The sequence below is a fragment of the Sulfitobacter sp. HI0040 genome (assembly GCF_001634885.1).
GTDB lineage: Bacteria > Pseudomonadota > Alphaproteobacteria > Rhodobacterales > Rhodobacteraceae > Sulfitobacter.
Genome location: NZ_LWEX01000550.1, coordinates 1 through 224, shown reverse-complemented (window position 1 = coordinate 224; position 224 = coordinate 1). Strand labels below are relative to the sequence as shown.

The window sequence follows — 224 nt, the reverse complement described above, 5'->3', positions numbered from 1 at the left end:
TTGACATCCTGTGCTAACCCGAGAGATCGGGCGTCCACTTCGGTGGCGCAGTGACAGGTGCTGCATGGCTGTCGTCAGCTCGTGTCGTGAGATGTTCGGTTAAGTCCGGCAACGAGCGCAACCCACATCCTTAGTTGCCAGCAGTTCGGCTGGGCACTCTAAGGAAACTGCCCGTGATAAGCGGGAGGAAGGTGTGGATGACGTCAAGTCCTCATGGCCCTTAC

The 224-nt window shown here is 57.6% G+C and carries 1 rRNA gene; it reads left to right on the top strand.

From position 1 onward, the window contains the following. Positions 1-224, top strand: a 16S ribosomal RNA gene (locus A3728_RS20440); the annotation flags it as partial.